At 72.6% G+C, this 26894-nt stretch carries 22 protein-coding genes and 1 pseudogene; 11 read left to right on the top strand and 12 right to left on the bottom strand.

Annotated features, from left to right (window positions below; all coding sequences use genetic code 11):
• Positions 1 to 51: 51 nt before the first annotated feature.
• The 5 genes from C7M71_RS29050 to C7M71_RS32805 all read right to left on the bottom strand — a co-directional run bounded on the left by C7M71_RS29050 (position 52) and on the right by C7M71_RS32805 (position 4564).
• A complete protein-coding gene (locus C7M71_RS29050; RefSeq protein WP_111491097.1) occupies positions 52 to 729 on the bottom strand; it encodes a class I SAM-dependent DNA methyltransferase in 678 nt (225 codons plus the stop codon).
• Between the two features lie 154 nt (positions 730 to 883).
• Positions 884 to 1426 (bottom strand): DUF4232 domain-containing protein, encoded by a 543-nt coding sequence (locus C7M71_RS29045; protein WP_111491096.1) that lies wholly within the window; start codon positions 1424 to 1426, stop codon positions 884 to 886.
• A 114-nt stretch (positions 1427 to 1540) separates the two neighbouring features.
• Positions 1541 to 2749, bottom strand: coding sequence for a glycoside hydrolase family 6 protein (locus tag C7M71_RS29040; RefSeq protein WP_229758991.1), 1209 nt, complete (start codon positions 2747 to 2749; stop codon positions 1541 to 1543).
• 293 nt (positions 2750 to 3042) lie between these two features.
• Complete coding sequence (locus C7M71_RS29035) at positions 3043 to 3351, bottom strand: hypothetical protein (RefSeq protein WP_111491095.1); 309 nt, start codon at positions 3349 to 3351, stop codon at positions 3043 to 3045.
• 73 nt (positions 3352 to 3424) lie between these two features.
• Positions 3425 to 4564: a LysM peptidoglycan-binding domain-containing M23 family metallopeptidase gene (locus tag C7M71_RS32805; protein ID WP_111491094.1), complete on the bottom strand. Its 1140-nt coding sequence runs from the start codon at positions 4562 to 4564 to the stop codon at positions 3425 to 3427.
• A 504-nt stretch (positions 4565 to 5068) separates the two neighbouring features.
• On the opposite strand from C7M71_RS32805, the gene C7M71_RS29025 reads away from it, so the two are divergent.
• From C7M71_RS29025 to C7M71_RS28995, 7 genes are all read left to right on the top strand, one after another.
• Positions 5069 to 8374: a LamG-like jellyroll fold domain-containing protein gene (locus C7M71_RS29025; protein ID WP_111491093.1), complete on the top strand. Its 3306-nt coding sequence runs from the start codon at positions 5069 to 5071 to the stop codon at positions 8372 to 8374.
• 173 nt (positions 8375 to 8547) lie between these two features.
• Positions 8548 to 9636, top strand: a complete 1089-nt coding sequence (locus tag C7M71_RS29020) for an ABC transporter substrate-binding protein (protein WP_111491092.1) — start codon at positions 8548 to 8550, stop codon at positions 9634 to 9636.
• A 113-nt stretch (positions 9637 to 9749) separates the two neighbouring features.
• Positions 9750 to 11408, top strand: coding sequence for a sugar ABC transporter ATP-binding protein (locus C7M71_RS29015; protein ID WP_111491091.1), 1659 nt, complete (start codon positions 9750 to 9752; stop codon positions 11406 to 11408).
• Positions 11405 to 12373, top strand: a complete 969-nt coding sequence (locus C7M71_RS29010; protein WP_111491090.1) for an ABC transporter permease — start codon at positions 11405 to 11407, stop codon at positions 12371 to 12373. Before C7M71_RS29015 ends, C7M71_RS29010 begins: the two co-directional genes overlap by 4 nt.
• On the top strand, positions 12370 to 13416 hold the full coding sequence (locus C7M71_RS29005) for an ABC transporter permease (RefSeq protein WP_111491089.1): 1047 nt from the start codon (positions 12370 to 12372) through the stop codon (positions 13414 to 13416). The genes C7M71_RS29010 and C7M71_RS29005 overlap by 4 nt, the downstream gene beginning before the upstream one ends.
• A 67-nt stretch (positions 13417 to 13483) precedes the next feature.
• On the top strand, positions 13484 to 14500 hold the full coding sequence (locus C7M71_RS29000; RefSeq protein ID WP_111491088.1) for a LacI family DNA-binding transcriptional regulator: 1017 nt from the start codon (positions 13484 to 13486) through the stop codon (positions 14498 to 14500).
• 36 nt (positions 14501 to 14536) lie between these two features.
• Entirely contained in the window at positions 14537 to 15613 is a 1077-nt protein-coding gene (locus C7M71_RS28995; protein WP_111491087.1) for an aldose epimerase family protein, read from the top strand.
• Between the two features lie 65 nt (positions 15614 to 15678).
• On the opposite strand, the gene C7M71_RS28990 is transcribed toward C7M71_RS28995, so the two are convergent.
• The 3 genes and pseudogenes from C7M71_RS28990 to C7M71_RS28975 all read right to left on the bottom strand — a co-directional run bounded on the left by C7M71_RS28990 (position 15679) and on the right by C7M71_RS28975 (position 18700).
• Positions 15679 to 16521 carry a S1 family peptidase gene (locus tag C7M71_RS28990; RefSeq protein ID WP_111491086.1) on the bottom strand — a complete coding sequence of 281 codons (843 nt, stop codon included), beginning with the start codon at positions 16519 to 16521 and terminating at the stop codon, positions 15679 to 15681.
• 152 nt (positions 16522 to 16673) lie between these two features.
• A pseudogene (locus C7M71_RS28980) lies at positions 16674 to 17831 on the bottom strand (DUF692 domain-containing protein); the annotation flags it as partial.
• A complete protein-coding gene (locus C7M71_RS28975) occupies positions 17831 to 18700 on the bottom strand; it encodes a TIGR04222 domain-containing membrane protein (RefSeq protein WP_111492708.1) in 870 nt (289 codons plus the stop codon). The pseudogene C7M71_RS28980 and the gene C7M71_RS28975, both read right to left, overlap by 1 nt.
• Positions 18701 to 18882: 182 nt before the next feature.
• Between C7M71_RS28975 and C7M71_RS28970 the strand changes: the two genes are divergently transcribed.
• Positions 18883 to 19563, top strand: coding sequence for an RlpA-like double-psi beta-barrel domain-containing protein (locus tag C7M71_RS28970; RefSeq protein ID WP_111492709.1), 681 nt, complete (start codon positions 18883 to 18885; stop codon positions 19561 to 19563).
• A 420-nt stretch (positions 19564 to 19983) separates the two neighbouring features.
• Positions 19984 to 20328, top strand: coding sequence for a hypothetical protein (locus C7M71_RS28965; RefSeq protein WP_111492710.1), 345 nt, complete (start codon positions 19984 to 19986; stop codon positions 20326 to 20328).
• Between the two features lie 101 nt (positions 20329 to 20429).
• Here C7M71_RS28965 and C7M71_RS28960 read toward each other — a convergent pair whose 3' ends face one another.
• The gene (locus C7M71_RS28960; protein WP_111492711.1) at positions 20430 to 21308 is read right to left on the bottom strand and encodes a DMT family transporter; all 879 of its coding nucleotides are present in this window, start codon (positions 21306 to 21308) and stop codon (positions 20430 to 20432) included.
• A gap of 159 nt (positions 21309 to 21467) precedes the next feature.
• Here C7M71_RS28960 and C7M71_RS28955 point away from each other — a divergent pair, with 159 nt between their 5' ends.
• Both C7M71_RS28955 and C7M71_RS28950 read left to right on the top strand, forming a co-directional pair.
• Positions 21468 to 23177, top strand: coding sequence for an MFS transporter (locus C7M71_RS28955; protein ID WP_111492712.1), 1710 nt, complete (start codon positions 21468 to 21470; stop codon positions 23175 to 23177).
• A gap of 22 nt (positions 23178 to 23199) precedes the next feature.
• Positions 23200 to 23706, top strand: a complete 507-nt coding sequence (locus C7M71_RS28950) for a MarR family winged helix-turn-helix transcriptional regulator (RefSeq protein WP_111492713.1) — start codon at positions 23200 to 23202, stop codon at positions 23704 to 23706.
• A 22-nt stretch (positions 23707 to 23728) separates the two neighbouring features.
• Here C7M71_RS28950 and C7M71_RS28945 read toward each other — a convergent pair whose 3' ends face one another.
• The 3 genes from C7M71_RS28945 to ctaD form a co-directional block, all read right to left on the bottom strand.
• Entirely contained in the window at positions 23729 to 24565 is an 837-nt protein-coding gene (locus C7M71_RS28945; RefSeq protein ID WP_111492714.1) for a M55 family metallopeptidase, read from the bottom strand.
• Between the two features lie 158 nt (positions 24566 to 24723).
• Complete coding sequence (ctaF, locus tag C7M71_RS28940) at positions 24724 to 25113, bottom strand: aa3-type cytochrome oxidase subunit IV (RefSeq protein ID WP_111492715.1); 390 nt, start codon at positions 25111 to 25113, stop codon at positions 24724 to 24726.
• A complete protein-coding gene (gene ctaD / locus C7M71_RS28935) occupies positions 25110 to 26822 on the bottom strand; it encodes an aa3-type cytochrome oxidase subunit I (RefSeq protein ID WP_111492716.1) in 1713 nt (570 codons plus the stop codon). Before ctaD ends, ctaF begins: the two co-directional genes overlap by 4 nt.
• Positions 26823 to 26894 lie beyond the last annotated feature (72 nt).

Here is a 26894-nt window from a genome sequence, read left to right as displayed (position 1 = left end):
GCTCGGCGGTCGGCTCGGCAGCCGGGTGGAGGCGGCGGAGCCCGCGCGGGGTCAGCCGACGCGTCGGCAGTGCAGCAGGAGCTGCACCTCCGGAGGCACGTCGGCGGCCTCCGGGGCGTAGCCGGTGGCGGTCTCCCGCACGATCTCAAAGCCGGCCTCCGCCACGATCCGGCGCAGCTCGGCCCTGGGGTGGCCCGACACCCGGATGGTCTGCCCGAGGAACGGGACGGGCATGTCGTCGGCGTCCGCCTCGACCATCGCGAGGGCGAACAGCCCCCGCTCGCGCAGCAGTCCGCGGATCGCGGCCAGGGCGAACGGGATCTCCGCGCGGGGCAGCATCAGCAGGGAGAAGAAGGCCGTGGCGGCGTCGAAGCGGCCCAGGTCGACCGGGCCGCCCGGGCGCAGGTCCGCGATGTCCGCCTGGTGGAAGTCCGCCTCGGGGACATTGGCCCGCGCCCGCTCGACCATGCCCGGGGAGAGGTCGATGCCGACCACCCGCAGCCCGGCGTCGACGAGCCTGCGGGCGGTCGGCACTCCGGTGCCGCAGCCCAGGTCCAGCACCCTGGACCCGGGCGGCAGCGAAGCGGCCAGCCACTCCCCCGCCGCGAGCTGGCCCTCCTTGTGCGGAAACGCCTCGTCATAGCGGGCGCCCAGCGCGTCGAATGCCGCTGCCTGGCCCGCGCGGTCGCGCCGCAGCGCCGCATAGCCGGAGTCGATCCCGTCGCCCATGGCCCCCCTGCCTCTCCGCCCCGGCGGACATGTCGTCGGCACCGCGCACGCGGTGCCGACGACGTCCAGCCTAGGCGGTGTCCGACCATTCGCGCCGGTAAAGCGCACGGCCTCCGGTGCGGTGCAGCGCAAGGCGCGAATGGTCAGCCGCGGCCTAGGACCGGGGCACCATCACCGGGGAGATGTCGAAGGTGTTGGAGCACACCCTGAACTTGGCCGGGACGGTCAGCGCGCGGAGGGACCCCGGCGGGTAGACACGCAGGTAGGAGCCGGTGGCGCGGCAGGGGCCGCCGAGCGGGCCGTTGGTGGTGTGGACGATCGCCGTGACCGTGCGGCCGGGCCGCACCGTGACCGTGTCGTACGACCGGCCGCTGTGGGTGGCGGGCGTCCCGATCCGGCCGTGCTTGGCGTTCAGCACGGTGACGCCGGGGTAGCCGCGCAGCGAGCAGCTGTGGGAGCCGGTGTTGGTGAAGCGGATCGGCCAGTACAGCTGGCCCGCTCCGACGTCCTGGCTGCCCATGGAGAGGCGGAGGCCGGCCACCGTACAGGCCGCCGGCACGGCCGACGCGGTCCGGGACCGCGCGGGGTCGGGCTGGGTCCGGGCCTGGGCGGGGGCCGCGCCCGCGACCACGCCGGTGAGTCCGAGCAGGGCTGCCGCCGACACGGCGGCGAAACGGGTGGGGAGGGGGAAGGACATCTCGCACGCACCTCCTGGTAGGGGCTCTCCGGGTGGCACCCAGGACGAGGCTCCCTTGCCCGTTCACGGTTACACGCGTGCCCCGGCCTTCGCAGGCCGGGGCGCGCGCGGGTATCAGCCGATCAGGTGAGGGTTGAAGGTCAGCGCCGGGGAGGCGTTGGCTGCCAGCCCGTGCACCTGGGCGGGCCACCAGCCGCCCGCGACCGGGTCGACGATGCCGTACTCGGGGTCGACCGGACCGGCGGTGCCACGGGTGCAGCTGCCGTCGGACTCACCGGGGACCTTGATCCACAGGTAGGCGTCCAGCAGCGCGTTGCGGGTGTCGGCGGTCGGCCGGGTGCCCAGGCCGCGGCCGGGCGGGTTGCACCAGGTCTCGGCGTCGGAGTACGTGCCGGCCGGCGCGTCCCAGGCGCCCTTGCCGTTGCGGCTGCTGTCGACCACGAAGTGCGGCAGCTCCGCCTTGGCGGGGACGTGGGAGGCGTACCAGGCGTCTGCGTCGGCGGCCGGCCAGTACTGGTTGGCGCAGTCGTCCGCCGTGGCGCCGGCGGTGTGCCCGAGGTACCAGACGCACTTGGCGATCTGGGTGCCGTAGCGGATCGAGTCGGCGTCGGTCTGGTAGTTGGAGACATTGACGAAGAAGCCCCGGGCGTGCGCGATGCCGCCGTCGATCAGCAGCTGCGCCTGGGTGCCGGTGCTCTGCCAGCCGCTGTGCCCGGCGTCCAGGTACACGACCGGGCCGGACTCCTTCTCCAGCCGCTGCGCGGCCGCGCGGATCTCGGCCAGCCGGTCGGACTGCTGCTGGGCGGTGCCGCCGCAGTACGTGGGGCTGAGGGCCAGGCCGTCGGGCTCCAGCACCACCACGGTCCGGTTGCTGCCGATGCCCTTGGCGAGGGCGTCCACCCAGGCGGCGTACTCCTGGGAGGTGGCCGCGCCGCCGGCGGAGTACTGGGAGCAGTCGCGTCCGGGGACGTTGTAGGCGACCGTCACCGGGGTCTGGTGCTGAAGGGCGGCCTTCTGCTGAAGCCGCTTCATGGCCGCGGTGGTGTCGGCGGGCTTGGCGGTGCCGTTGAACCACTGCGCGATCGGCCAGGACGCGAGCTTGCTCATCGCCGCCGCGCCGACCAGGTCATGGGCCTTCAGGTCGGTGACGGCCTGGTGCGCCGCCTTGCTGTCGAGGTCGACGTAGAAGTGGCTGCCGGACGGCAGCGACCGGTCGGTGGCCGGTCGGGAGGTGGCGGCGGTGGCGGTGGCCGTCGCGGAGGCGCACAGGGCGGCCGCTGCGGCGGCGGCCGTGAGTCCTCTGGCGATGCGGGTGCTGCGCACGAGCGGTCTCTCCTCGGGGTGGGTGGACGGGAGGCTGTGGGAGCGCTTCCATATCGAAGGTCGGGCCTGCGCCGAAGAGGTCTCTGTTTTCTGGAGATCGACGACCCGTTCGATGTCGTTCCATATGAAGCCAGTGGGCTAACGAGGCGTCAAGAGACCCCGGTGCGTTAACTTCTCGAACGAAAGGGGTGTGGCGGCCCCAACGCGTGGGAGCGCTCCCGTACGAGCGGGCACAGCAGAGCCCGGCCGCACGGTGTTCCGTGGGCCGGGCCGGGTCGGATCGAGGGGGGCGGTCAGCGGTCGGGGCGCTCGGCCGGGTCGGCCTGGCGGGCGTGCTGGGCGTGCTGGGCGTGCCGGGTGTGATGCGCGTGGTTGGCGCTGCGGATCCAGCGCAGCACCGCCGTGTACGCCTGCTCGTCCAGCTTGGCCACCGCCCGCATCGCCCCGGTGTCGCCGGGTACGGTCGGCACCGCCGCGTCGGCCAGTGCCAGCAGCAGCTCCCCCCACCGGTCGGCCGCCACCGGGATCATCAGGGTGTCGTCGGCGCGCAGGTGGACCGTGCCGGTGTCGGGTCGGGAGGCTCCGCTGCTGGGGTGGTTCATACGCGGACCAACGAGCGGGGCAGGCCCCGGGTGGACGGCCGAACGGGTTACCCGGGCGGCGGTGCCGACGGGCTCACAGGTGCAGGCCATAGCGGCTCAGCCAGGCGACCGGGTCGATGTCGGAGCCGTAACCGGGGGCGTTGCGCACCTCGAAGTGCAGATGGGGGCCGGTGACATTGCCGGTGGCGCCGGATCGGCCGAGCCGCGCGCCGGCGGTGACGCTCTGCCCGGAGTGGACGGCGATCGAGGAGAGGTGCGCGTAGACGGTGTAGGTGCCGTCGCGGTGCCGGAGGACCACCTCGTTGCCGTAGGCGCCGCCCCAGCCGGCGGAGACGACGGTGCCGGTCAGTACGGCGACGACGGGCGTTCCGGTGGGGACGGCGAAGTCCTGGCCGGTGTGCCGGTGGGTCCAGTGGCTGCCTGCGGCGTGGTATCCGGCGGTGAGGGTGTAGCCGTGCACGGGGAGGATGGCCCGGGCGGCGGGGTGTGCGGCGGGCTTGTGGGCCGGCGGCTTGGGCGCGGCGGGCTTGTGGGCCGCGGGCCTGTGGGCCGGGGGCTTGGGCGCCGCGGGCGGGGTGGCCTTCGGCGGGTGGGCGGTGGCGGGCGCGGGGAGGGTGAGGTGCTGGCCGGGGAGGATCCGGTCCGGGTCGTCGCCGATCAGCTGCCGGTTCTCCACATAGACGCTGTGCCAGCCGCCGTCCACGCCCTCGTCCTGGGCTATCGACGTCAGGGTCTCGCCGCTGCGTACGACATGGCCGGTGCTGCGGGCGGCCGGACGGGCTGCCGGTGCCGGTGCCGGCGGATCGAGATGCAGGCGCTGGCCGGGGATGATGCGGTCGGGGTCACTGCCGATCAGCTCTTGGTTCTCCAGATAGACGCTGCGCCAGCCACCCGGGGTGCGGCGGCCGGCGGCTATGCCGGAGAGGGTCTCCCCGGGGGCCACCACATGCACGGTCGGTGCGGCGGACTTCGCGGAAGCGGCCGCCAACTCCACCGCCCCGGTGAGGGCGACGGTCTGGACGGAGGCGTCCAGGGTGTCGGCGGACAGGTCGAGACTCCGGTCCGCGAGGTGGGGCGTGGCGGCGGCTGCCCCGCCCGCCCCGGCCACGGCGACCGGTACGCCCAGCCCCGCGCCGGTCACCCCGGCGGCGAGGACGAGGCGGTTTGTGGTGCTGGTGGTGTGCGGACGGCGGTGGCGTGCCTCCCGTGCCATGGTGCCCCTCCAACTGTTGCCTGCGACCGGACGGCGGGTGAACGCCTGCCACGGTACGCAACAGCTGACCCGGCGTCACCGGCGCACGCGGCGGCGCAATCGCGCGCGACCCTTCCGCCCCGCCGCTGCGCACGGGCGATGCGGCCGGTCGGCACCAACTGTCTTCAACGTTAGAAATGCTGTCCCACCAAATGACAGCACGGACCCACCTCGGTGTCCAGACCTGGTACCTGCACGGCCGATCGAAAGGCCGCCCGATGCAGCGAGGCTCACCTCCCGGCCGCTCGGCAAACGAGATCTCACCCCAGGCCAGCAGGCATTTTGACTGTCCATCAGCACTGGGGGTGCGGCGTCACCCGACGGGAACGAGTCCCCGCAGGGGTCTGGACGCGGCGTCCGCACCCTGCTTTCATGCTCTTCGCATCGGCATTTCCAACGTTATACGCGAGAGTACCGATGCCCGAGGTGCCGGCGATCCCCTCCCCTCCACGGAAGGTGCACGTGATGAGCCCTGGCAGATTCCGCATACCCCTCCTCCATCGGCTGGCCGTACTGCTACCGCTGCTGCTGGGGGCGGCGCTGCTCGCGCCGGCCTCGGTGAGTGCCGCTCCGGCCGCCGCCGCCGGTTCTGCTACCAGTTCCGCCTCCGCCGATCCGGGTCTGCGCGGCGACTACTACCGGAGCTCCAACGGCACAGCACTGGACTTCGCCACCTACACCGGCACCCGGATCGACTCCTCGCTCCATGTCGACGACCTGCTGCCCGCGCTGCGCGCCTACACCGGCACCACGGAGAATGTCGCGGTGCGCTGGACCGGGCGGCTGGAGGTGCCCGCGAACGGCGTCTACACCTTCTACATCAAGGGCGACAACGGCTTCCGGATGTCCCTCGACGGGTCGAGCGTGATCGACCACTGGACGACGGACTGGGATGTGCAGACCACCTCCCAGCCGATCACCCTGACGGCCGGCCTGCATGACCTGGCGGTCGACTACAACCAGGGCAACGGCGGGGCCTACCTGCACACCGAGTGGTCCGGGCCCGGCTTCGACCGCCGTCCGGTGCCCGACTCGGCGCTGCACCTGCCGGCCGGCTTCGCGCCCGCCGACGCCAAGGGCGCCGTCGACCGCACCGGCCGGACCGCCACGGTGACGCTGCCCTCCGCCGTGTCATCCCTCCCGGCCGGCGCGGCGAGCCATCTGGCCGTGCTCGCAGGCGGCACCCTCTGGTCGGCTCGGGTGGCCAAGGACCCCCGGAACACCTCCCGGCTGGTGATCACCCCCGGCGACTCCGACACCCCGATCCCGCTCAACGCCGAGGTGCGGATCAGCTATGACGGCCGGGGCGGCATCACCACCGCGCGCGGCGCGCTCGGCCCGTTCTCGATCGTCGCGCAGAACGACTCCACCTGGTACTTCGCCACCAAGTGGGCCAAGGAGGTGTCACCCTCCAACGCCCTGCCCGAGTACCCCCGGCCGCAGCTCACCCGCCAGCAGTGGCAGAACCTCAACGGGACCTGGCAGTTCCAGGCCACCGAGCAGGGCGCCGCACTGCCCTCCGGCAGGCTGAGCGGAAAGATCCTGGTGCCGTACCCGATGGAGTCGGCCCTGTCGGGGGTCGCCGAGCACCACGACTGGTCGCTCTACCAGCGCACCTTCACCGTGCCGAGCGGCTGGCAGGTGGGCTCGGGCAACCGGCTGCACCTCAACTTCGGCGCGGTGGACTACGAGGCATGGGTCTACGTCAACGGCAGGCAGGTCGCCCACCACACCGGCGGCTATGAGGCGTTCACCGCCGACATCACGGCGGCGGTCACCAAGCGCGGGTCGCAGACGCTGCTGGTCAGAGTGAAGGACACCACGGACGGCAACAGCTACGCGGTGGGCAAGCAGTCCTCCGACCCCAGCGGCATCTGGTACACCCCCACCTCGGGGATCTGGCAGACCGTCTGGATGGAGCCGGTGCCGGAGGCGAGCATCGACTCGCTGGTGCTCACGCCGAACCTGGCGGACAGCTCGCTCTCGGTCACCGTGCGCCCCGCCGCCGGGACCAGCCCCAAGGCCAAGGTCACCGCCACCGTCTACGCGGGCCGCAAGGCCGTCGGCTCGGTCAGCGGGACCGCCGGGGCGGCGCTGCGGGTGCCGATCGGCAAGCCCCGCCTGTGGAGCCCGGACGACCCGTATCTGTACGACCTCCAGGTCACCCTGGCCGACGGCCGCGCCAAGGACACGGTCGGCTCGTACGCCGGGATGCGGTCGATCGCGGTGGCCCAGGTGGGCGGGGTCAACAAGGTCCGGCTCAACGGCAAGCCCACCTTTGTGCTCGCCACCCTGGACCAGGGGTTCTGGCCGGACGGCCTCTACACCGCGCCGACCGACGCGGCCCTCAAGTCCGACCTGGTGCAGCACAAGAACCTCGGGTTCAACGCGGTCCGCAAGCACATCAAGGTGGAGCCCGCGCGCTGGTACTACTGGGCGGACCGGCTCGGCCTGATGGTCTGGCAGGACATGCCGAGCCGGGCCCCGGGGGCGCCGTCCACGCCGGAGACCGACCGGGTCTTCATCGACCAGGTGCACACCATCGTCGACCAGCACCTCAGCAGCCCGTCGATCGTCATCTGGACGATGATGAACGAGGGCTGGGGCGAGTGGAGCAAGGCCGCCACCGGTGACCTGGTGGACGCGGTCAAGAAGCAGGACCCCTCCCGTCTGGTGGACGCCCACTCCGGGGTCAACTGCTGCCTCTCCAAGGGCGACTCCGGCCGTGGCGACCTGATCGACCACCACGACTACCACGGGCCGGCCGGACCCGCGCCGGACGCCACCCGGGCGGCGGTGGACGGTGAGCACGGCGGCTACTCGCTGACCGTCCCCGGGCATATCGCCAATGTCCCGGGCGGCCAGAACTACGGCGACGTGCCCAACTCGGAGGAGCTGACCCAGGCGTATGTCGCCAACACCAGGAAGCTGATCCAGGGCGCCTCCTGCGGCCTCTCCGGCTCGGTCTACACCCAGATCGCCGATGTCGAGGGCGAGATCAACGGCCTGCTGACCTACGACCGCAAGGTGGTCAAGGTGGCGCCGGGCCCGGTACGGGAGGTCAACCGGCAGGTCATCGCGGCGGGCGCGGCGGCGGGCGGGACCACCGTGCGGCCGGGCACCCCAGGTGCGGCCGGGGTGGGCTGGTGGCCGCTGCACCAGCAGTCCGGCACCGTGGCCCCCGATCTGGCGGGCCGCCACGACGGGACCCTGCACGGCGGAGCGGGCTGGACCTCCGGCCCCAACGGCGGAGCGCTGCTGCTGGACGGGAAGACCGGCTATGTGGACACCGGAGCGCCCGTGCTGGACACCGAGCAGGGCGACTACTCGGTGGCCGCCTGGGTGCGGCTGGACGACAAGGGGCACTTCAGCACCGCGGTCTCGGTGGACGGCGACGCCGACAGCGCCTTCTACCTCCAGTACTCCCAGGCCGACAAGCGGTTCGCCTTCAGCTTCGCCGGCGCCCGCGCGCTGGCCGGGTCCATCGGCGAGCCCCAGACCGGCCGCTGGTACCACCTGGCCGGCAGCTACAGCCACCGGGACGGCGCGCTGCGGGTCTATGTGGACGGCGCCGAGGCGGGTACCACCCGGGCGTGCAACGCGGAGGTGTCCTCCGGGCACCTGCTGATCGGCCGGGGCAGGTACCACGGCAGCGCGGTCGACTACTGGACCGGGGCGGTCTCCGATGTGCACGCCTACGACCGGGCGCTGAGCGCGGCCGAGGTGGCCTCGCTGGCGGCCCGTGAACCGGCGGCGCCCTCCGGGCGGTGACGGTGGCGGGAGGCTCCCGGTACGCCCCGGGGGCCTCCCGCTCCGGCGGGCCCCGCATGCGCTTCACAACGTTGCATTCCCGCTATTGCCAGGCTAGTTGAGCCCTCTGTATAACGTTGTAAACCCCTCGTATGGCAGAGCACCCTCACCCACCCTCCCGAGGAGCGCCGCACATGACCACCTCCCGCAGACCACGCATCCTGGCCGCCCTCTGCCTCACCGCCGCCGCGGCCCTGACCGCCGCCGGCTGCGCCAAGCAGGAGAGCAGCGGCACCGCCGACGCCGACTCCACCCAGGGCGCGCAGGTGGTGCAGTCGCCGACCGCCGCCGAGTCCGCCGCCGACGGCTGCACCCTCCAGTCCTATGGCGCCGCCGAGCTCGACCTGAAGGACGCGGTCGTCGGCTTCTCGCAGTCCGAGAAGGAGGCCAACCCGTTCCGGATCGCCGAGACCCAGTCCATCAAGGACGAGGCGGCGAAGCTCGGCGTGAAGAAGCTGCTCACCACCAACGCCCAGTCGCAGCTCTCCAAGCAGATCAGCGACATCCAGGACATGCTGGCCCAGGGCGCCCAGCTGCTGATCGTGGCGCCGCTGAACTCGGACGGACTGGAGCCCGCTCTTCAGGCCGCCGCCGCCAAGCACGTTCCGGTGATCACCGTCGACCGCAAGCTCAACGCCACCGCCTGCAAGGACTATGTGGCCTTCCTCGGCTCGGACTTCGTGGAGCAGGGCAAGCGCGCGGCGGACGCGATGATCGAGGTGACCGGCGGCAAGGGCAAGGTCGCGATCCTGCTCGGCTCCTCCGGCAACAATGTCACCACCGACCGCACCAAGGGCTTTGTGGACCAGATCAAGGCGAAGGCGCCGGAGCTGGAGATCGTGGCCCAGCAGACCGGCGAGTTCGCCCGCGACAAGGGCCAGCAGGTGATGGAGCAGCTGATCCAGTCCAAGCCGGACATCACCGCCGTGTACGCGGAGAACGACGAGATGGGCCTGGGCGCGGTGACCGCCCTCAAGGGGGCCGGGAAGAAGCCCGGCAAGGACGTCAAGGTCATCTCCATCGACGGCACCCGCAACGCGGTGCAGGCGCTGGCCGACGGCCAGTACAACGGCGTCATCGAGTCCAACCCCCGGTTCGGCCCGCTGGCCTTCGCCACCGCGCAGAAGTTCTTCGCCGGCGAGGCCATCCCGGAGAACGTGATCATCTCCGACCGCGCCTATGACGCGTCCAACGCCAAGGACTCGCTCTCCGGCGCGTACTGACCGGTGCCGCCCCGGGCCGTCCACCGCACCGCGCTCCGCGCCGGGCGGCCCGGGGCGCCGTCCCGTGACCCTCACACCGGATCACCTCACCGAACCACGGAAGGCCGTACCCCATGGCACCCCCAGAAGCGGCAGCCGCCGCACCGCCCCCGGACGCGGACGGCTCCGCGGCCCCGGCGGTGCTGGAGGCGATCGGCGTCGGCAAGCGCTTCCCCGGCGTGGTGGCGCTCGACGACGTCTCCCTGACGCTCCGCCGCGGCGAGATCCACGCCCTGGTCGGCGAGAACGGCGCCGGCAAGTCCACCCTGATCAAGGTGCTCACCGGAGTGCACCGCCCGGACAGCGGCGAACTGCGGCTGGGCGGCCGTCCGGTCTCCTTCGCCCGGCCGTACGAGGCCCAGCAGGCGGGTGTGTCGACCATCTACCAGGAGGTCAACCTCGTCCCGCTGATGAGCGTGGCGCGGAACATCTTCCTGGGCCGCGAGCCCAGGAACCGCCTCCGCCTGATCGACTTCCCCCGGATGTACCGGGAGGCGGCCGAGCTGCTCGCCGGGTTCGGCGTCACCGTGGACGTCCGCCGCCCGCTGAACAGCCTGGGCGTCGGCACCCAGCAGATGGTGGCGCTCGCCCGCGCGGTCTCCGTACAGGCCCGGGTGGTGGTGATGGACGAACCCACCTCCGCACTGGAGCCGCGCGAGGTGGAGACGCTCTTCCGGGTCATCGAGGACCTGCACAGCCGCCATATCGCGGTGCTGTACGTCAGTCACCGGATGGACGAGCTGTACCGGATCTGCGACCGGGTCACGGTGCTGCGCGACGGGCGGCTGGTGCACACCGGCGACCTCGCCGGCCTGGACCGGATGCGGCTGGTCTCGATGATGCTCGGGCGGGAGGTCTCCGAGGTGCGCCGGCATGGCGTCACCGGCTTCGGCGACGGCCACCGGGCGACCCGCGAACCGGTGCTCACCGCCACCGGTCTGAGCCGACGCCATGTGCTGGACGACGTGGGCCTGGAACTCCGCCCCGGTGAGGTGCTGGGCCTGGGCGGGCTGCTCGGTTCCGGGCGCAGCGAGACCGCCAAGGCGCTGGCCGGTGCGCTGCCGCTGGACGCGGGCACGGTGACGGTGGCGGGGCGCCGGCTGCGCCGTCTCTCCCCGGCCGCCGCGATCCGGGCCGGGGTCAGCCTGCTGCCGGAGGACCGCAAGGCGGAGGGGGTGATCCCCGGGCTGTCGGTGCGGGAGAACATCGTGCTGGCGGCGATGCCGAGGCTGTCCCGGGCGGGGGTGGTCTCCCGCAGTCGGCAGGACCGCATCGTCGAGGTCTTTATGAAGCGGCTGCGGATCAAGGCGTCCAGCCCCGAGCAGAAGGTCGGCGAGCTCTCCGGCGGCAACCAGCAGAAGGTGCTGCTGGCGCGCTGGCTCTGTCTGGAGCCCAAGGTGCTGCTGCTGGACGAGCCCACCCGGGGGATCGATGTGGGTGCCAAGGCGGAGGTGCAGGCGCTGGTGGACGAGCTTGCCCAGGAGGGGTTGGCGGTGCTGCTGATCTCCTCCGACATCGAGGAGCTGGTGGAGGGGGCGGACCGGCTGGTGGTGCTGCGCGGCGGCGCCGTGGCCGGGGAGCTGACCGGTGACCGGGTGGCCGAGGCGGAGCTGCTGGAGGTACTGGCCTCCGACGCGCCGACCGCCCCGGCCGCCCCGGACGCCCCGGCCGCACCTGATGCCCCGACCGCCCCGGCGCCTGGTCCGGACACGGCCGAGGAGGCACAGGGATGAGCCAGTTGTCGCTGGGTCTGGGGCGGGGCCCGGTCCGGCTCGCCGCCCCGGCCTGGTTCCAGAGGTACGGGGTCTATGCGGCGGTGGCGGTGCTGCTGGTCTTCAACGCCGTCTTCACCGACCACTTCCTCACCACCGCCAATCTGCGCACCCAGCTGGTGCAGGTGGCCCCGGTTGTGATCGTGGCGCTCGGCATGGCGCTGGTGATCGGCACCGAGGGCGTGGACCTGTCGGTGGGTTCCACCATGGCGCTGGCGGCGGCGCTGCTGCCGCTCTACCTGGGGTACGGGCTGGTGCCGGCGCTGCTGGTGGCGCTGCTGGCCGGGGTCGCGGTGGGCCTGGTCAACGGCGTCCTGGTGGCGGTGGTGGGCCTCCAGCCGATCGTGGCCACGCTGGCGCTCTTCGTCGGCGGCCGGGGGCTGGCGCTGGTGGTCGCGGACGGGCAGCTCAAGCAGATCGCCAACCCCGACCTGCTGGCGCTGGGCAGCGGCGATGTGCTGTCCGTCCCGGTGGTGGTGCTGGTCGCCGGGGTGCTGGCGCTGCTGGTGGCCGGGATCGTGCACCGCACCACCTTCGGCCGGCAGCTGGTCGCGGTGGGCGGCAACCGGGCGGCGGCCGGGCTGGCCGGGCTGCCGGTCCGGCGGGTGCTGATCGGTGTCTATGTGCTCTGCGGGGTGCTGGCGGCGCTGTCGGGGGTGCTGGCCACCGCCCGGCTGACGGCCAGTGACCCCTCGGCGCTGGGCAATCTGATGGAGCTCTCCGCCATCACCGCCGTGGTGGTCGGCGGTACGCCGCTGACCGGCGGCTCGGTCCGGGTGCTGGGCACCGTCTTCGGCGCCCTGCTGATGCAGCTGCTGCGCGCCACCCTGGTCAAGCACGACCTGCCGGACTCCACCGCCCAGATGGCCCAGGCGGTCATCATCCTCGTCGCCGTCTATGTCGCCCGGGAGCGTCGATCCCGATGAAGCCCCTCTCCGCACTCGGGCCGGCCCCGGCCCCCGCCGATCCTGCGGTGCCTCCCGTCCCCGCGCCGCCCGGTCCGGCCCGTACGCCGGACCGGCAGCGGATCGCCTCGCTGGTCCAGCGGCAGGGCGTCTTCGCGGTGCTGCTGGCGGTCGTCCTGGTCTCCTCCTTTGTCTTCCCGTCCTTCGCCTCGCTGGACAACGCCCACAACATCACCGTGCAGGCGTCCTTCCTCGCCGTCGTCGCCCTGGGCATGACGCTGGTGATCATCACCGGCGGCATCGACCTCTCGGTGGGGTCGGTCTTCGCCCTCGGCGGAGTGCTGGCGGCCTGGGCGTCGCAGTACGGGGTGGTGCCCGCGCTGCTGCTGCCGCTGGTGGTCTGCGGGGCGATCGGCGCGGTGAACGGGCTGCTGATCGCCCGGGCCGGGATGGCGCCGTTCATCGTCACCCTGGCCACCCTGCTCTGCGCCCGGGGCCTGCTGCTGAGCCTCACCCATGAGGGCGCCACCACCTATCTGGTGCCGCGCGGTTCGGCCTTCGCCGAGCTGGGCCAGGGGACGGTGGGCGGCTTCGGCCATCCGGTGCCGATCGCGCTGGTGCTCTTCGGCGCGGGCGGGCTGGTGCTCCAGCGCACCTCGTTCGGCCAATCGCTCTTCGCGGTGGGCGGCAGCGCGGACGCGGCGACCCTGATGGGCCTGCCGGTGGCCCGGACCCGGGTGCTGGTGTATGTGCTGAGCGGGCTGCTGGCGGGGTTCGCCGGGGCGCTGAACGCCGCCCGGCTGTCGTCCGGGGTGACCATCGTCGGGGTGGGCATGGAGCTGGACGCCATCGCCGCGGTGGTCATCGGCGGGACGCTGCTGGTGGGCGGCGCCGGTTCGGTGAGCGGCACCCTGTGGGGGGTACTGCTGCTGGCGGTGATCCAGAACCTGATCAACCAGATCGGCTCGCTCAACTCCTCCTACCAGTCCGTGGTCAGCGGCGGCTTCCTTATCGTGGTGGTCGTGGCCCAGCGGTACCTGGCGCGGGCACGCCGCACCACATGACAGACGCCGGTGCCGCGGGCTCCCCGGGAGTGCGCGGCGCCGGCCCGACCCGGAGGAGAGGAACGCCGTGGGCGTCAGCCTCAAGGACGTCGCGCTGCGAGCGGGAGTGTCCATCAAGACCGTCTCCAATGTCGTGAACGACTACCCGCATGTCACCCCGGCGATGCGCGCCCGGGTGCAGCAGGCGATCGACGAGCTCGGCTACCGCCCCAACCTGACCGCGCGCCATCTGCGCAAGGGCCGCACCGGCATCATCGCGCTGGCCGTCCCCGAGCTGGGCAACCCGTACTTCGCCGAGCTGGCCGGCGCGGTCATCGACGCCGCGGCGCGCCATGACTACACCGTGCTGCTGGACCACACCGCCGGGGTGCGGGAGAAGGAGATGCTGGTCTGCCAGGGGTTCCGCGCCCAGGTCATCGACGGGCTGATCCTCTCCCCCATCGAGCTGGAGACCGAGGACCTGCTCGGCCGCACCGACACCGCACCGCTGGTGCTGCTGGGCGAGCGCGAGTACGACGCGCCGTACGACCACATCGCGATCGACAACGTGGCGGCGGCCCGCAGTGCGGTGCGGCACCTGGCCGGGATGGGGCGGCAGCGGATCGCCTTCCTCGGGGCGCGGCGGGAGAGCGCCCGGCAGCCCGCCCATCTGCGCCTCCAGGGGTGGCGGGAGGAGCTGTCGGCGGCCGGGCTGCCGCATGACGGTTCGCTGGTGGCCACCGCCGCCGGGTACGGCCGCGCGGACGGCGCCCAGGCCATGGCCGACCTGCTGGACCGCGACTCCCGGCCGGACGCCGTCTTCGCGTACAACGACCTCCAGGCCATCGGTGCGATGCGGGTGCTGACCGAGCGCGGACTGCGGGTGCCGGAGGACATCGCGGTGGTCGGGTTCGACGACATCGAGGAGAGCCGCTACGGCGCGACCACCCTGACCACGGTCTCGCCCGACAAGCAGGCCATCGCCCGCCAGGCGGTCGACTGCGTGGTCCAGCGGCTGGCGGGTGCGCCCACCGCCGAGCCGCGCCGGGTCCGGCCCGGGCACGACCTGGTGGTACGCGAATCCACCCTGGGCCGCCGTCGCTGATCCGGCCGCCCGCCACCCCCTTCCCCGAGGACCTCCATGCCCCGACCCGTGCTGCGCAGCTCCCCCTTCGGCACCGCTCCGGACGGCACTCCGGTGGAGCGCTGGCATCTGGACTCCGGCTCCGGAGTGCGCGCCGAGGTGCTCACCTATGGCGGCGTCCTGCACGCCCTGGAGGTGCCGGACCGGTGGGGCGGGACCCGGTCGGTGGTCCTCTCGCTGCCCGGTGTCGACGACTACGCCGGCCCGAGCCCCTATCTGGGGGCGCTGGTGGGCCGCTATGCCAACCGGATCGCCGAGGGCCGCTTCACCCTGGACGGCCGGGAGCACCGGGTGCCGGTGAACGACCGGGGGCATGCCCTGCACGGCGGCCCCGAGGGCTTCGACCGGCGGGTCTGGACGGCGGCGCCGGTGCCGGACGACGGCGCGGCGGCGGTGCGGCTGACGCTGCGCAGCCCGGACGGCGACATGGGCTTCCCGGGGGCGCTGGAGGTTTCGGTCACCTACCGCCTGGACGCCCGAGGGACGCTGGCGCTGGACTACCGGGCCACCGCCGACCGGCCCACCGTGGTCAATCTGACCAGCCATGCCTACTTCAACCTTTCGGGTGGTCCGACCGTGGCCGACCAGGTGCTGCTGCTGGACGCCGACCGGTACCTCCCGGTGACCGGGGCGGGCATCCCGTACGGCCCGCTCGCGGCGACGGCCGGTACGCCCTTCGACTTCACCACCCCGCATGCCATCGGCGAGCGCCTGCACGCGCCCGATCCGCAGCTGCGGGCGGCGGGCGGCTATGACCACTGCTGGGTGCTCCGTCCGCCGGAGGGCGGTGCGGGGCCGCGCCGCGCCGCCCGGTTGGAGGATCCGGTGAGCGGACGGGCGATGGAGGTCTGGACCACCGAGCCGGGCCTCCAGGTGTACACGGGCAACCTGCTGGACGGCTCGCTGAGGGATGCTGCGGGCCGCCGCCATGAGCGGTACGGCGCCGTCTGCCTGGAGACGCAGCATCTGCCGGACTCGCCCAACCGCCCGGAGTACCCCAGCACGGTGCTGCGGCCGGGGGGTGTGCTGCGCAGCCGTACCGAGTACCGCTTCAGTCTGTCGGCCTCCGGTTGAGGGAGCGCCCGCCGGCCACGGGGTGGGCGGCCGGCGGGCGCGGTGGTGGTGCGGGTGCGGCGGTCCTACGGTCGGGGCAGACGGCAGCCGGGGAGGGTGAGGTCGAGCTTGTTGCCGGGGGCGAAGCACGAGGTGAGGAGGTAGGTCTGCTCGGCGTAGTTGATGCCCTGGCGGACCGTCACCTGGCCGTTCTCGTCGACCTCGCACGGGTTGTCGACGGTGCAGCGCGCTCCGTCCTCATTGCCGGTGTTGTTCACCGCGACCAGCAGTCCGGTGGCGGTGTCGATCACCGGGGAGCCGGAGGTGCCGCCGATGGTGTCGCAGGCGGAGGTGTAGCGGACCGAGTCCTTCCAGGTCCAGCCGCCCTCGTGCAGCTCATGGACGAAACCGTCGATGGAGCAGGAGTAGGTCCGCTTCCAGTAGCCGGAGACGACCTTGATGGCGGTGCCCTGGACCGGGTGGTCCGGGGAGACCGTCAGCGGGTCGATGCCGTACTGGCTGCGGATGGCGGCGTAGCTGGTGTTCAGCTCGTACAGCGACACATCGGTGTCCGTCATGGTCGCGTAGGCGACCTTGGTGGCGCGGAGCGTGCCGAGGTTTCTGGCGGAGGAGTCCAGCAGGGTGAAGGTGCGGGTGGAGGACTGGTTGACGACGACCTTGCCGGGGGCGGGCATCCCGGTCGTCAGGCAGTGGCCGTTGGAGAGGATGAGGGCGTGGTCCTGGGCGGTGGAGTTGGGCATCCGCACCAGGGATCCGGAGCAGTTGCTGAGGGCCACGGTCCCGGCGTAGCTGACCGTGGCGGCGGCGGGGGCGGGTCGGCTCTGGGCCTGGGCGGGTGACGCGCCGGCCAGGGCGGTGGCCCCGGTGAGCAGCACGGCTGCGGACGCACCGACGAAGGATCTCTTCATGAGGGTGCCATGGGGTTTCGACATCCCCACAAGTTGTCGTGAGCATGCTCCAGGTGTCAAGGGTGCTGCCGTACTCGGCCCCCGCGCAGCCGCCGCAGCAGTCCGCCGAACCGGCCCGGCAGCACGCCCGGCGGCAGCAGGCGCCGGTCGCGGAGGTGGGCGGCGAAGGCCGCCGCGTCGGCATGGGCACCGCCGGGCGGACGGGGCCGGTCGGCCGCGTACCCGGCGAACAGCCGGGGCAGGTCCTCCCCAGCGCCTCGGCCAGGTCGGGGAGGTGGGCCGCCACCGCCCGGCGCCGCTTCTCCAGCAGCGTGCGGGTCTGCACCCGCAGGCGCTCGGGGTCGAAGCCGGGCGGCGGTTCACCCCCGGCCACCAGGGCGGCCAGCAGCCCGGCCTGCTGCCGGGCCAGCGCCTCCCGCCCGCCGCCGGGCTCGGGGCGGTCGGCGGGCTCGGGGCGGTCGGCGGGCTCGGGCTGGTCAGCGGGCCGGGACCGGTCAGCGGGCACGGCGGGTCTCCTCCACGGTCCGCCGGATGACGGCGAGTTCGGCCGCCAGCTCGTCGTCGCGCGGATAGTCGCCGTCCCGCTCCAGCAGTACGCCGGGCGGGTCGGTGCGGCGGGCCAGCTCCGCCAGCACCTCCAGGACGGGCGCGGCCACCGGGTGGGTATGGGTGTCGTGCCAGACGCCGCCGCGCTCCACTCCGCCCGCGACATGCACATACGCCAGCCGCTCCAGCGGCAGCTCGTCCAGCACCGCCACCGGATCGACCCCCAGGTTGACCCGGGCGGTGTGCAGGTTCGCCACATCGACCAGCAGCAGCGCCCCGGTCCGCGCTGCCAGTTCGGAGAGGAACTGCCCCTCCGTCAACTCATCCTGCGGCCAGCCGAAGAGCGGCGCGATGTTCTCCAGCGCCAGCGGCACCGGAAGCCGGTCCTGGGCGACTCTGACGTTCTCGACCAGCACCTCCAGGGCCTCCCGGGTACGCGGCACCGGCAGCAGATGGCCGCTCTCCAGACCGCCCGCCCGGGTGAAGGCCACATGCTCGCTCACCAGTGGCGCGTCCAACGCCTCGGCGCAGGCCGCGAGATGGGACAGCTGCGCCGGGTCGGGCCGCTCCGCGCCGCCCAGGCCGAGCGAGACGCCGTGCGGGACCACCGACGTACCCCGGGCGCGCAGCACCCGGAGCGACTCGGGGAGCCGACCCGGATCGATCCCCTCGGCGATGGCCTCGACGAAGTCCACCCCCGGCAGCCCCTCCACGGTGAGGTCGATCTCCGGCCGCCAGCCGATGCCGAATCCCAGCCGGGGAATCAACCGCCGCACCCCCCGCCACCGCCGCAGCTGGAGGAGGATCCGCAACTGCTCGAAGAACAGGAGGAGGAAGAAGAGGACGAACCCGAGGACGAGGTGGCCCCGAAGAGAGCGGTGCGCAGCGTCGGGTCGGTGACCCCGGCGGCGCCCAGCACCGCGACCCCGAGCACGGACGCCGGTACTGCGGAACCGCCGCCGGAACCCCAGCCGACCGACTGGACCGCCTGACCGCGGGACTTCACCGCACTCCCCAGCATCCGCTTACCCGCAGTGGTGCGCCGTGGCGGCAGCAGCGCGAGCAGCACCGTCACGACCACCGACAGCAGCAGAAAGAGCGCCAGCAGGCCGACCGGGCGGCCCAGCCGGACCCCGTTGACCAGCCGGGCGATGCCGACGCCGACCAGCAGGGCCATCGGCAGTGCGCCCAGCCGCCCGACGGCGCGGCGCCCCCGGCGGAGCAGCAGTCCGTGCCGCTCGGCGGCTTCCCGCACCCCTTGGACCTCCGGGGTGACCCGGGCCGCCCTGTGCAGCGGGACCCGGCGGATGCTCTGCCGCGTCCCGGCGGCCCGCAGTACGGCCCACTGCACCGGCTCGGCGGGGATGGAGCCGCAGACCGTCAGTTCCCCGCTGCGGCCGGTGCGCAGATGGCCGCCCTGGACGAGGGCGAAGATCGCGGTGTCCACGACCTGCCGGACGCCGCCGGCCAGCCAGGCCAGGGTGTACACATCGGGGGGCGACCCGGCCGCGTCCGCGACGCCGCCTGCCTTGACCATGGCGCGGACCGCGAAGGCCAGCAGCAGGGCGACCGCGAAGCCGGCCGCGTACAGACCGAGGAACTGCGGGCCGCTGAGCCCCCAGGGGTCGTTCATGGCTGCTCCGATCGACGGTGTACGGGCTGCGGAACCCTTCGCCGCACATCACGTGCGGGGCTGCGGATCCGGTTCCCCCGCGTCCGCGCCGGCTGTCGGGACGGGGTGAACCGGATCGGGTCGCACGGCGTTCCTGGAGGCGTGGACCGATCCGGGTGGGGCCGATCGAACCGGAGTATCGCATGGCGGGAACGAGGAAGATCCAGGTGGGGCGCACGGGCAGGATCGCGCTGCTGGTGGGCGCGGCGGGCCTGGTCGCGGGCGGGGTGGCGATGGCCACCGGCAGCAGCCAGGCGGCGGAGAACTGCGATGGGCTGGACACCGTGCTGCGGAACAACCTGGACTTCATCGCCGGGCAGCGGGCGGATCCGGACGCCCTTTCGGAGGCCCGGATCGCCAACCGGCAGGCGGTGGTCGACCAGATCCAGCAGCGGCGCCAGGTGGCCGGCTGCACCGCCGTGGTGACGGCCCGGTCGCCGATGGGCGGTCAGCCGGCGCCGGGGATGCAGGGCAGTCAGGCGGCGCAGGACGGTCAGGCGGCGCAGGGCGGTCAGGCGGCGCAGCCGGCGGCTGGTACGGGTGCGGGTACGGGTGTGGGTGTGGGGCAGGCCGCCGGGGAGGTGGTCTGCCCGGGGTCCACGGTGACGCTCTCCGGCGAGGGCGGTGCACCGGCCGCCTCCAGCAACCAGTTCCCGGCGGGCACCAGGCTGAAGGTCACCAACCTGGACAACGGTGCGTCGACCACGGTCGAGGTCACCTCGGTCTCCGGCAGCTGTGTGCTCCTCAACAACGCCGCGTTCGAACAGGTTCGCGAACCCGGCAAGTTCCTGATCCGCAACGCACGCATCGAGCGCGTGGGCTGACACCAAGAGGACCCCCCGCCTCCAGCGCCAGGCAGGTGACGCTCCGCCGGATCGGCACTGTCAGCCCGCACAAGAGTACGAATCACCGGGCCGCACGGGTGACATCGAGCCCGCTTCGCCCGGTCTCGCGGCGGCCACCCCACGCTCCCTCAGGCCCCGTCTGCCGCCTCCGGACCCTTCCCGGGCTACCCGGATGGGCCCCATGGGGGATTCACTCGTACGAGGGCGCCGTCAGTCCGAGCAGGGCCCCAGGGGCCTTTCAGCCCGGCGGTGGACGGAGTCTGAGGCGTCGTCCGAATCGTCCAGTCGGACTCCCCCGCACGGTACCCGGACGGCGGTCTGCGGATGCGGGCCGGCGAGGGCCCGGCCTAGCGTCATAGCTGTCGGGGGGTAATCCGATCAACACATGAGGTGACTAAAGTGTCCAAGCGCATCGCGCGGGCTGCCGCCATCGTGACCCTGGCTGCGGCGTCGTCCGTGGTCCCGCTCGCCACCACCGCGTCCGCCAGCCCTCAGTCCGCCAGCACCTACCGTGGTGGTGGCGGTGACCGCGAGGACTTCGGCGGCCGGCACGAGGGCGGCCGCCACCACGAGTTCGGCCACGAGTTCGGCCGCGAGGGCCGCCACCGCGAGTTCCGCCACTTCGAGGAGCACCGCTTCGAGAAGCGTCGTTTCGAGCACCGCCACTTCGAGAACCACCGCTTCGGTGGCTTCTCCGGCTTCGGCTTCGGCGGGTTCGGCAACAACGTTGTGGTCGTCTTCTGACGATTTGCCGACCAGGGGCCCGGAGGCATCCGCCTCCGGGCCCCTGCCATGTGCCGGTCCACCCGGCTCGCCCGGACCAGGCGATCGGCGCCCCGGCCCGGTCAGCCCTCCGCCGCCGGCTGCCGCCCCCCACCCCGGGACGTGGGCAGCGCCGGATGCCGTCCCAGTACGAAGACGCCGGTGACGACGGCGGCAAGCCCGGCCACCTGCCAGGCCAGGGCCGCAGGGGTGACCCGCAGCCGGTCCCCGAGGAAGCCGATGCCGCAGGCGATCCCGGCCAGCGGCTCGGCGGCGGTGAGTGCGGGCAGCGACATCCGCAGCTCACCCGCCTCGAACGCGCTCTGCACCAGCAGCAGCCCGGTCACTGCGAGCGCCACGATGGTGTACGGCTGCCAGGTGACCAGCAGTGCGGCGAGCCCTGAGTCGCCCGCGATCCGGCTGGAGGTGCGGGTCAGCGCGTCCTGCAACCCGTACAGCAGGCCGGCCGCCGCAGCCAGCAGCGGCGGCTCCTCGACCAGGCGCAGATGCCGGGCGACCGCGACCAGCAGCAGCGCCGCCCCCACCACCAGGCCGACCACCAGCCAGTGCCGCAGGGCGCTCACCTCGGCCGAACCGCCCTCCGGGGCGCCCGCCACGATGAAGGCCGCCACACCGCCGCTGAGCAGCGCCACCCCCGCCCAGCCGGAGAACCCCAGGCGCTGCCCGCCGCGCCAGCGGGCCAGCGCCATGGCGAAGATCAGATTGGTGGCCAGCAGCGGCTCCACCCGGGAGAGGTCGCCCCTGGCGAGGGCGAGCACGCTGAAGACCTGGCCCAGCACCATGCAGCCGATGCCCCAGAGCCAGAGCGGCACCTTCACCAGGTCGAGCAGCAGCCGGAAGCTGAGCAGGTCCCGCAGCGGCGCCCGTTCGGCGGCGTGCTGCTGGAGGACGAAGCCGAGGCCCAGCAGGCACGCCGCGATCAGGCTGTACACATAGACCACGCCTGTCACACCCCTGTCCGGCCCGCCCGTCGGCTGAGATCGGTACCCGCTCGGGGCCTGCGGATATCGGTACGGCGGGATTCAGGTGCAGGATGCGGGCCGCATCCCGCAGGGCTTATCGTTAGTTGATATCAGCTAACGACCTGAGGGGGCGGGCCGATGACGGCCGAGGGCGAGCGATACGGATGGGTGGCCCTGTCCAACACCACGCTGGGAACGCTGATCGCCACGATCAACAGCTCGATCGTGCTGATCTCGCTGCCGGCGATCTTCAACGGGATCGGACTCGACCCGCTGCTGCCCGGCAATGTCAGCTATCTGCTCTGGATGCTGATGGGCTACATGCTGGTCACGGCGGTGCTGGTGGTGACGCTCGGCCGGCTGGGCGACATCTATGGCCGGGTGCGGATCTACAACGCGGGGTTCCTGGTCTTCACCGTGACCTCGGTGGCGCTCTCGCTCGACCCCTTCCGGGGCGGGGCCGGTGCGCTCTGGCTGATCGGCTGGCGGGTCGCCCAGGCGGTCGGCGGTTCGATGCTGATGGCCAACTCGGCGGCGATCATCACCGACGCGTTCCCGCTGTCCCGGCGCGGTATGGCGCTCGGGGTGAACATCGTGGCGGGCATCGCCGGGTCGTTCATCGGGCTGGTGCTCGGCGGCGTACTCGCCGAGTGGAACTGGCGCTCCATCTTCTGGGTGAACGTGCCCATCGGCGTGGTGGGCACGGTGTGGGCGTACCGGTCGCTGCGTGACACCGGTCTGCGCCGACCCGCGCGGATCGACTGGTGGGGCAATGTCACCTTCGCGGTGGGCCTCACCGCGCTGCTGGCGGGGATCACCTATGGCATCCAGCCGTACGGCGGGCACACCATGGGCTGGACCAACCCGTGGGTGCTGGCCGGTCTGGTCGGCGGGGTCGCCATGCTGCTGCTGTTCTGCCTAATCGAGACCCGGGTGGCGGAGCCGATGTTCCCGCTCGCGCTCTTCCGCGACCTGGTCTTCGCCGGCGGCAACGCCGCGACGCTGATCGGCTCGGTGGCCCGGGGCGGGCTCCAGTTCATGCTGATCATCTGGTTGCAGGGCATCTGGCTGCCGCTGCACGGCTACGACTACGCCGACACCCCGCTCTGGGCGGGCATCTACCTGGTCCCGCTGACGGTCGGCTTCCTGGCCGCCGGGCCGCTCGCCGGGCATCTGTCGGACCGCTTCGGGGCGCGGCTCTTCGCGGCCGGCGGGCTGGTGGTGATGGCCGCGTCGTTCGCCGGGCTGCTGATGCTGCCCACCGACTTCGGCTACCCCGCCTTCGCCCTGCTGGTCTTCCTCAACGGGCTGGGCGGCGGGCTGTTCGCCGCCCCCAACACCTCGCTGATCATGTCCTCGGTGCCCGCCGAGGCCCGGGGCGCCGCGTCCGGCATGCGGGCCACCTTCCAGAACGCCGGCATGGTGCTCTCCATCGGTGTCTTCTTCTCGCTGATGGTGGCCGGTCTGTCCGGTTCGCTGCCGGGCGCGCTGAGCAGCGGGCTGACCGCCCAGGGCGTGCCCGCGTCCGCCGCGCACACCATCGCGGGCATCCCCCCGGTGGGCACGCTCTTCGCGGCGTTCCTCGGCTACAACCCGATCCGCCAACTGCTCGGCCCGGAGGTGCTGGGGCAGCTGCCGGCGGCCAACGCGCACACCCTGACCGGGCGGGAGTTCTTCCCGCACCTCATCTCGGGGCCGTTCCACGACGGGCTGGTGGTGGTCTTCTGGCTGGCCATCGCCATGTCCCTGGTGGCCGCCGCCGCTTCGCTGCTGCGGGGCGGGCGCAGGACCGGGGGGCTGGCCGATACGGTGGACCAGCCGGACTCCGCCTCGGCGGGCGTCCGCTGACACCGAGGAGAGCCCGCCGCCCATGACCGAGCCGAGAGCCGTGCAGACAACGACGGTCGAGCACCCGCCGCAGCCGCCACAGGGCGTCTTCGACCCGGCGGAGCTCACCCGGTTGCGACTGGCGATCTCCCGGCTCAACCGGCAGCTGACCCAGGCGGCCGGGGGCCGGGACCTGACGTCCGCTCAGCTCTCCGCGCTGGCCAGGATCGAGCAGCACGGCCCGCTGCGGCTCGGTGAGCTGGCCGGGCGGGAGGGCGTCAGCGCGCCGTCCATGGTGCGCACCCTGGCTCCGCTGACGGCGGGCGGGCTGGTCGGCAAGGAGCCCGATCCGCTGGACGGCCGGTCCTGGCTGATGACCGTCACCCCGGTCGGCCGGGAGATGATCGCCAGGCTGCGCCGGGAGCGGTCCGCCGTGCTCTCCCGGCGGGCGGCCCGGCTCAGCCCGGAGCAGTGCGAGGTGCTGTACGCGGCGATCCCTGTGCTGGAGCTGCTCGCCGACGAGGCGCTGCCGGACGCTCCGCCCGCCTGAGCTCCGCTCCGGGGCCACAGGGTCAGCAGTACGGGTGCTGGCCGGTCAGCGACGCCGCGACCCGCATGAAGACGCCGAAGAGGCGGAAGAGCTGCGGGGCGGGCCCGGTGACCAGGACGGTACGCGAGTCGCGCAGGGTGACCCCGGGGATGCCCTCCAGCTCTGCGGCGACCGAGGCGTTCTGCCAGCGCACGGCCAGCGTCACCGGCCCGTCGGCGCCGGTCGGCCGGGGCCGGGCGGCGGCGCGGCGGACACCCTCGGCGGCGGCCTCCTCGATCGCCCTGCGGGCCTCGGCGGCGGGGCGCAGCCGGGCGGCGAAGCGGTCCCGGGCGTACTTGACCGCGACGGTGGCGACCGTGCCGTCCCAGGCGGTCATCTCGTCGCAGGCCGCGTCGTCGCCGGAGAGCATCACCACCGGTACGCCGAGTGCGGCGGCGGTGGCGTGGGCGAAGCCGATCTCGCCGACGGGGCGGTCGTCCAGCCACATGTCCTCGATCTCATGGCCCATATAGCTGTGGCTGAGGACGCCCAGGGCGCCGGCCCGGGAGTGGTAGCCGACGCAGAGCACCGCCTCGGAGCCGCCGTCCAGGCCCTCCAGCATGCCCATCCGCTTGGGCTTGCCGCGTACCAGCACGGCCTCGGGGTGGATCTGGTCGACGAGCAGGTTGCGCATGGTGCTGTGCGCGTCATTGACCAGGACCCGGGTGGCGCCGGCGCCCAGTGCGCCGCGTACGGCGGCGTTGACGTCCTCGGTCATCATCGCCCGGCCGTGTGCGTAGTCCCGGCCGCCGAGCTGCACGTCCTCGGCGTCGACCAGCCCGGTCACGCCCTCCATGTCGGCACTGATGTACACCTGCATGCCTGCGCCTCCCCGCTGCGGATGGGTCTCATCATGCGGGAGCGGGCCGCGCGGGGTCGAGGTGGGGTCGGCGTCGAGGGGGGGCGGGGCCGGACGGGGGCACGGTCGAGCGGGGCCGCGCGGGGTCGAGGAAGGTCCGGGTCGAGGGTGGCGGGTCGTCAGGCGGTCCGGCCGTTGAACTGGAAGACAAAGCCGGCCACCCCGGCGGCGGTCGTCCCGAGGCCGATCAGGAAGAGCCAGAGGCCGAAGACCACGCCGAGGGCCAGCAGGGTAGCGCCGACCGCGCAGAGCACCGGGTAGGAGCTGCGCGGCGGGAAGAAGTCCAGTGGCCCGGCGGTCTCGGCCACCTCGGCGTCGGTCCGGTCCTGGGGGCGCCGCCCGCGCCGCTGGTACTGCACCCAGAGGAAGAAGGCGACCAGGCCGGACATCAGAAAGGAGACGATCAGCGCCGCCGTGCCGGCCGGCTCATGGGAGAACCAGCCGTAGGACCCGGCGGTGACCGCGAAGAACGCGGAGACCCCGGTGAAGAGCAGCGCCTCCCCTCTCATGGCTCCAGCCTCCCGGTGGCGGGGGTGGTGCGGTGGCCCTGCTCGGGGTGGGCGGCGCCGACCTGGATCTCCGGGTGGTGCAGGTCGAAGGCCGGGGACTCGCTGCGGATGCGGGGCAGCGCATGGAAGTTGTGGCGCGGCGGCGGGCAGGAGGTGGCCCACTCCAGGGAGCGGCCGTAGCCCCAGGGGTCGTCGCTGGTCACCTTGCGGCCGTAGCGGGCGGTCCGCCAGACGTTGTAGAGGAACGGCAGGGTGGAGAGCCCGAGCAGGAACGCTCCGGCCGAGGAGATGGTGTTGAGGGTGGTGAAGCCGTCGCTCGGCAGGTAGTCGGCGTACCGGCGGGGCATGCCGTCGGCGCCCAGCCAGTGCTGTACCAGGAAGGTGGTCTGGAACCCGACGAAGAGCAGCCAGAAGTGGATCTTCCCCAGCCGCTCGTCCAGCATCCGCCCGGTGAACTTGGGCCACCAGAAGTAGAAACCGGCGAAGGTGGCGAAGACGACCGTGCCGAAGACCACGTAGTGGAAGTGGGCGACCACGAAGTACGAGTCCGAGACATGGAAGTCGATCGGCGGCGAGGCCAGCAGCACCCCGGTGAGCCCGCCGAAGAGGAAGGTGACCAGGAAGCCGACCGCCCAGAGCATCGGCGTCTCGAAGGAGAGCGACCCCCGCCACATGGTGCCGACCCAGTTGAAGAACTTCACCCCCGTAGGGACGGCGATCAGGAAGGAGGTGAAGGAGAAGAACGGCAGCAGCACCTGCCCGGTGACGAACATATGGTGCGCCCAGACCACCGCCGACAGCCCGGTGATGGCGATGGTGGCGCCGATCAGCCCGTAGTAGCCGAAGACGGGCTTGCGGCTGAAGACCGGCAGGATCTCGGTGATGATGCCGAAGAACGGCAGCGCGATGATGTACACCTCCGGATGGCCGAAGAACCAGAAGAGGTGCTGCCAGAGGATGGCCCCGCCGTTGGCCGCGTCGAAGACATGGGCGCCGAACTTGCGGTCCGCCTCCAGCACCAGCAGCGCCGCCGTGAGCACCGGGAAGGCGAAGAGCGCCAGGATCGAGGTGAAGAGCACATTCCAGGTGAAGATCGGCATCCGGAAGAGGGTCATGCCGGGTGCGCGCAGGCAGGTGACGGTGGTGATGAAGTTGACCGAGCCCAGGATGGTGCTGAGCCCCGCCACCACCAGGCCCATCACCCAGAGGTCGGCGCCGATCCCCGGGGAGTGGACCGGGCCGTTGAGCGGGGCGTAGGCGAACCAGCCGAAGGCCGCCGCGCCCTGCGGGGTGAAGAAGCCGCTCAGCACCATCAGCCCGCCGAAGAGGAAGACCCAGTAGGTGAAGGCGTTCAGCCGGGGGAAGGCCACATCCGGGGCGCCGATCTGGAGCGGCATCACGGCGTTGGCGAAGCCGGTGAAGGTGGGGGTGGCGAAGAGCAGCAGCATGATCGTGCCATGGATGGTGAACAGCTCGTTGTACTGCTGATGGGTGACCACCTGGAGGCCCGGTCGGGCCAGTTCGGCCCGCATCACCATCGCCATCACACCGGCCACCAGGAAGAACCCGAAGGCAGTGGTCAGGTAGAGGTTGCCGATCACCTTGTGGTCGGTGGTGGTCAGCCACCGCATGACGGTGGAGCCCTGGCGGACATGCGGACCGGGCCGGTCGTCCGGTGGCCGTCCGGGAGTCGTCTCCACCACCGCCATCGGTGCCCTGCCCTCCGACCGGCAGGGCCCGCCGCCCCGCGTACGCATCCGCCCGAGGGCGGGGAACGGGCA

Origin of the sequence: Peterkaempfera bronchialis, assembly GCF_003258605.2 — a bacterium.
Lineage (GTDB): Bacteria > Actinomycetota > Actinomycetes > Streptomycetales > Streptomycetaceae > Peterkaempfera > Peterkaempfera bronchialis.
The sequence above is the reverse complement of the archived record's forward strand: the minus strand, read 5'-3'. Positions and strand labels throughout refer to the sequence as shown.

Excerpts from the sequence above, each read along its gene's own strand:
- C7M71_RS29050 (WP_111491097.1), bottom strand. The coding sequence starts at position 729 with ATGGGCGACGGGATCGACTCCGGCTATGCGGCGCTGCGGCGCGACCGC.
- C7M71_RS29045 (WP_111491096.1), bottom strand. The coding sequence starts at position 1,426 with ATGTCCTTCCCCCTCCCCACCCGTTTCGCCGCCGTGTCGGCGGCAGCC.
- C7M71_RS29035 (WP_111491095.1), bottom strand. The coding sequence starts at position 3,351 with ATGAACCACCCCAGCAGCGGAGCCTCCCGACCCGACACCGGCACGGTC.
- C7M71_RS32805 (WP_111491094.1), bottom strand. The coding sequence starts at position 4,564 with ATGGCACGGGAGGCACGCCACCGCCGTCCGCACACCACCAGCACCACA.
- C7M71_RS29025 (WP_111491093.1), top strand. The coding sequence starts at position 5,069 with ATGAGCCCTGGCAGATTCCGCATACCCCTCCTCCATCGGCTGGCCGTA.
- C7M71_RS29020 (WP_111491092.1), top strand. The coding sequence starts at position 8,548 with ATGACCACCTCCCGCAGACCACGCATCCTGGCCGCCCTCTGCCTCACC.
- C7M71_RS29015 (WP_111491091.1), top strand. The coding sequence starts at position 9,750 with ATGGCACCCCCAGAAGCGGCAGCCGCCGCACCGCCCCCGGACGCGGAC.
- C7M71_RS29010 (WP_111491090.1), top strand. The coding sequence starts at position 11,405 with ATGAGCCAGTTGTCGCTGGGTCTGGGGCGGGGCCCGGTCCGGCTCGCC.
- C7M71_RS29005 (WP_111491089.1), top strand. The coding sequence starts at position 12,370 with ATGAAGCCCCTCTCCGCACTCGGGCCGGCCCCGGCCCCCGCCGATCCT.
- C7M71_RS28995 (WP_111491087.1), top strand. The coding sequence starts at position 14,537 with ATGCCCCGACCCGTGCTGCGCAGCTCCCCCTTCGGCACCGCTCCGGAC.
- C7M71_RS28990 (WP_111491086.1), bottom strand. The coding sequence starts at position 16,521 with ATGAAGAGATCCTTCGTCGGTGCGTCCGCAGCCGTGCTGCTCACCGGG.
- C7M71_RS28975 (WP_111492708.1), bottom strand. The coding sequence starts at position 18,700 with ATGAACGACCCCTGGGGGCTCAGCGGCCCGCAGTTCCTCGGTCTGTAC.
- C7M71_RS28970 (WP_111492709.1), top strand. The coding sequence starts at position 18,883 with ATGGCGGGAACGAGGAAGATCCAGGTGGGGCGCACGGGCAGGATCGCG.
- C7M71_RS28955 (WP_111492712.1), top strand. The coding sequence starts at position 21,468 with ATGACGGCCGAGGGCGAGCGATACGGATGGGTGGCCCTGTCCAACACC.
- C7M71_RS28950 (WP_111492713.1), top strand. The coding sequence starts at position 23,200 with ATGACCGAGCCGAGAGCCGTGCAGACAACGACGGTCGAGCACCCGCCG.
- C7M71_RS28945 (WP_111492714.1), bottom strand. The coding sequence starts at position 24,565 with ATGCAGGTGTACATCAGTGCCGACATGGAGGGCGTGACCGGGCTGGTC.
- ctaF (WP_111492715.1), bottom strand. The coding sequence starts at position 25,113 with ATGAGAGGGGAGGCGCTGCTCTTCACCGGGGTCTCCGCGTTCTTCGCG.
- ctaD (WP_111492716.1), bottom strand. The coding sequence starts at position 26,822 with ATGGCGGTGGTGGAGACGACTCCCGGACGGCCACCGGACGACCGGCCC.